The sequence below is a fragment of the Pseudomonas meliae genome, from assembly GCF_001400515.1.
Classification (GTDB): domain Bacteria; phylum Pseudomonadota; class Gammaproteobacteria; order Pseudomonadales; family Pseudomonadaceae; genus Aquipseudomonas; species Aquipseudomonas amygdali.
In genome coordinates, this window is the sequence record NZ_LJQT01000479.1 from 1 (window position 1) to 2,930 (window position 2,930).

Below are 2,930 nucleotides of genomic sequence, written 5' to 3' on the forward strand. Positions count from 1 at the left end.
TTGTCTACACCCTCCTAGAATGCCATCTGAATTTTCTACGGACCCTTTTGCCTTTGGCCGGCACGGAAAAAGCACAGCCAAGTTGAAATATTAAAATGGAAAAATATGATGAGCGGTCCGAACAACTTGCGGAATCAATGGTCTTTGTTCTCAATAACCGGTCAGACCGAGCTTTCCGCCAATGCAACCTGATTCTCTCCTCACACAGGCTGAACTGGATTTTATCCAGAGCATGCAGCGCAATCCGAAGCTGAACGTGCGCGACAGCACGCGTAGCCTTCTGGTCAATGGCGGGGTTCAGATTCAGGATCTGCTGACACGTCTGGCTGCTCACGAGCAGGTCACGATCCATGCGCAGTTCGAAAACCAGCAGATGAATTTCCCTCTGCATCTGGTCGAGGACGAATTCCATGCGCTGCATCTGGAACTGGGCGCACCGAGTATTTTCGAGGAAGGCCCGAAGATTCGCCCCTGGCGGCTCGTGCTTGAAGAGCCAATCCCGCTTGAGACCGAAAAGGGTGCATTGACGGCGCTCTGGGTTCACGAGCTGTCGTTCAAGGGGGTGCTGCTTGAGTACCGCAAGGAAGGCAAGCTGCCGAGAAACTTTTCCGCCTGGTTCAACCCGCCAGGTCAGACCCCTATTCCAATGCGCGGCAAGCTGGAGCGAATGACCGAACACAGTTTCGGTGCCTATCACTTCAGCAAGCATGGCAAGGACGACGCCGAGCGCTTGCGTCAGTACATCCTCCAAGAGCATCGCCGCAAGCACCCTTCCCTGCACAAGTAATCAGCCAACACCGCAAAGCTCTACCGGTCCGTCAGCGTTTCAGGAATAATCCTTGCTTGCTTTTCAAGTGAAGCTGTCGCGACCCACCACCCCGGATCGCGGCATGTGACCTCCCTACCCGGGAATCTCACGCCTCTACCGGAGATACACAATGTCTACCTCACCCGTCACCTTGATGGTCGCCCGCCGCGTGGCACAGGGTCGTTACCATGAAATGATGGCCTGGCTGCACGAAGGCGAACAGTTGGCCACGGATTTCCCGGGGTATCTGGGTTCCGGGGTGCTGGCGCCTCCGCCTGGCGATGATGAATTTCAGATCATTTTCCGCTTTACCGATGAGCACACCATGCACGCCTGGGAGCATTCCGCCTCTCGACGCTCCTGGCTGGTGCGCGGCAGCGGTCTTTTCGCGCAACCCTCGGAACATCGCGTCAGTGGTATTGATGGCTGGTTCGGCGCAATCGATCAGCGCCCGCCACGCTGGAAACAGGCTGTCGCGATATGGCTGGCGTTTTTTCCCGTGTCACTGATCTTCAATTTCCTGCTTGGCCCGCTGCTCAATCATCTGGACCTGTTGCCGCGCATCATGATCAGTACAGCGGTGCTTACCCCGCTGATGGTCTACCTGTTCATCCCGCTGTCCACGCGCCTGCTCGCACCCTGGCTGCAGAGCACGCCAGCGGCACCTGCGCGCCCGGCACAGTCGCCATCCCCTCGGTAATATCGAAAAGACCTGTACACCCCCGCACTTAGGTACAGGTCTTCGCCGCCTCTGACACCCTCACCTCTTCATCATGCCCTTGGGCAGTGCCTTGCAACGCTGCCTTGCAAAGGCTTGCTCCCGCCCAGGGTTGTACAAAAAAATTCTCTGGTATAACTTTTCCTGTAAACCGGAAGAAGCAATCGACCGTACAATCCCCGTCCACTGTGGATAACCGATACGTGAGCTGTCGATGACATTATCTTCTGCACCGATTCTGATCACCGGAGCCAGCCAGCGCGTAGGCCTGCATTGCGCCTTGCGACTGCTTGAGCATGGGCATCGGGTTATCATCAGTTATCGCACTGAACACGCAAGCGTGACGGAACTGCGCCAGGCCGGAGCGGTGGCCCTCTACGGCGATTTTTCGTGCGAAACCGGGATCATGGCGTTCATCGATCTACTGAAAACCCAGATTTCAAGCCTGCGTGCCGTTGTACACAATGCATCCGAGTGGCTGGCAGAAACCCCGGGCGAGGAAGCGGATAACTTCACGCGTATGTTCAGCGTACATATGCTGGCACCCTACCTGATCAATCTGCACTGTGAGCCGTTGCTGACCGCCAGTGAAGTCGCTGACATCGTGCATATCAGCGATGACGTGACCCGCAAGGGCAGCAGCAAGCACATCGCCTACTGCGCAACCAAGGCCGGCCTGGAAAGCCTGACGCTGTCCTTCGCTGCCCGGTTCGCCCCTCTTGTCAAAGTCAACGGCATAGCACCGGCGCTGTTGATGTTTCAACCCAAGGACGATGCGGCCTACCGCGCCAACGCCCTGGCCAAATCGGCTCTGGGCATAGAGCCTGGTGCAGAAGTGATCTACCAGAGCCTGCGCTACCTTCTGGACAGCACCTATGTCACCGGCACAACACTGACCGTAAACGGCGGACGGCACGTCAAGTAAGCCGCCCCGAGGAACATTCTGATGAGTTCGTCCCTGCCCCAGCACTATCGAGACATTCTGCTCGGCCTTGGTGAAGATCCAGACCGCGAAGGCCTTCTGGACACCCCGAAACGCGCTTCCAAAGCGATGCAGTATCTGTGTCACGGCTACACCCAGAGCGTCGACGAAATCGTCAATGGTGCCCTGTTCGCATCCGACAATGATGAGATGGTCATTGTCCAGAATATCGAGCTGTATTCACTCTGCGAGCACCACCTGTTGCCATTCATAGGCAAGGCGCATGTGGCTTATATCCCTACTGGCAAAGTGCTGGGCCTGTCGAAGATCGCGCGCATTGTGGACATGTTTGCCCGCCGCCTGCAGATTCAGGAAAATCTGACCAAGCAGATTGCCGATGCGATTCAGAAAGTCACGAGGGCGGCAGGTGTAGCCGTGGTCATCGAGGCAAAGCACATGTGCATGATGATGCGCGGTGTCGA

3 protein-coding genes and 1 pseudogene (1 of these 4 running past the window's edge) are annotated in these 2,930 nt (G+C 56.7%); all 4 read left to right on the forward strand.

Going from position 1 to position 2,930, the window contains the following annotated elements; genetic code table 11:
* Positions 1-181 precede the first annotated feature (181 nt).
* Positions 182-787, forward strand: coding sequence for a hypothetical protein (locus ALO64_RS22520; protein WP_044345449.1), 606 nt, complete (start codon positions 182-184; stop codon positions 785-787).
* Between the two features lie 151 nt (positions 788-938).
* Positions 939-1,508 (forward strand): hypothetical protein, encoded by a 570-nt coding sequence (locus ALO64_RS22525; RefSeq protein ID WP_002552217.1) that lies wholly within the window; start codon positions 939-941, stop codon positions 1,506-1,508.
* 232 nt (positions 1,509-1,740) lie between these two features.
* Positions 1,741-2,451, forward strand: a complete 711-nt coding sequence (gene folM / locus ALO64_RS22530; RefSeq protein ID WP_044345450.1) for a dihydromonapterin reductase — start codon at positions 1,741-1,743, stop codon at positions 2,449-2,451.
* Positions 2,452-2,472: 21 nt separating this feature from the next.
* A pseudogene (gene folE / locus ALO64_RS22535) lies at positions 2,473-2,930 on the forward strand (GTP cyclohydrolase I FolE) (it continues 98 nt past the right edge of the window).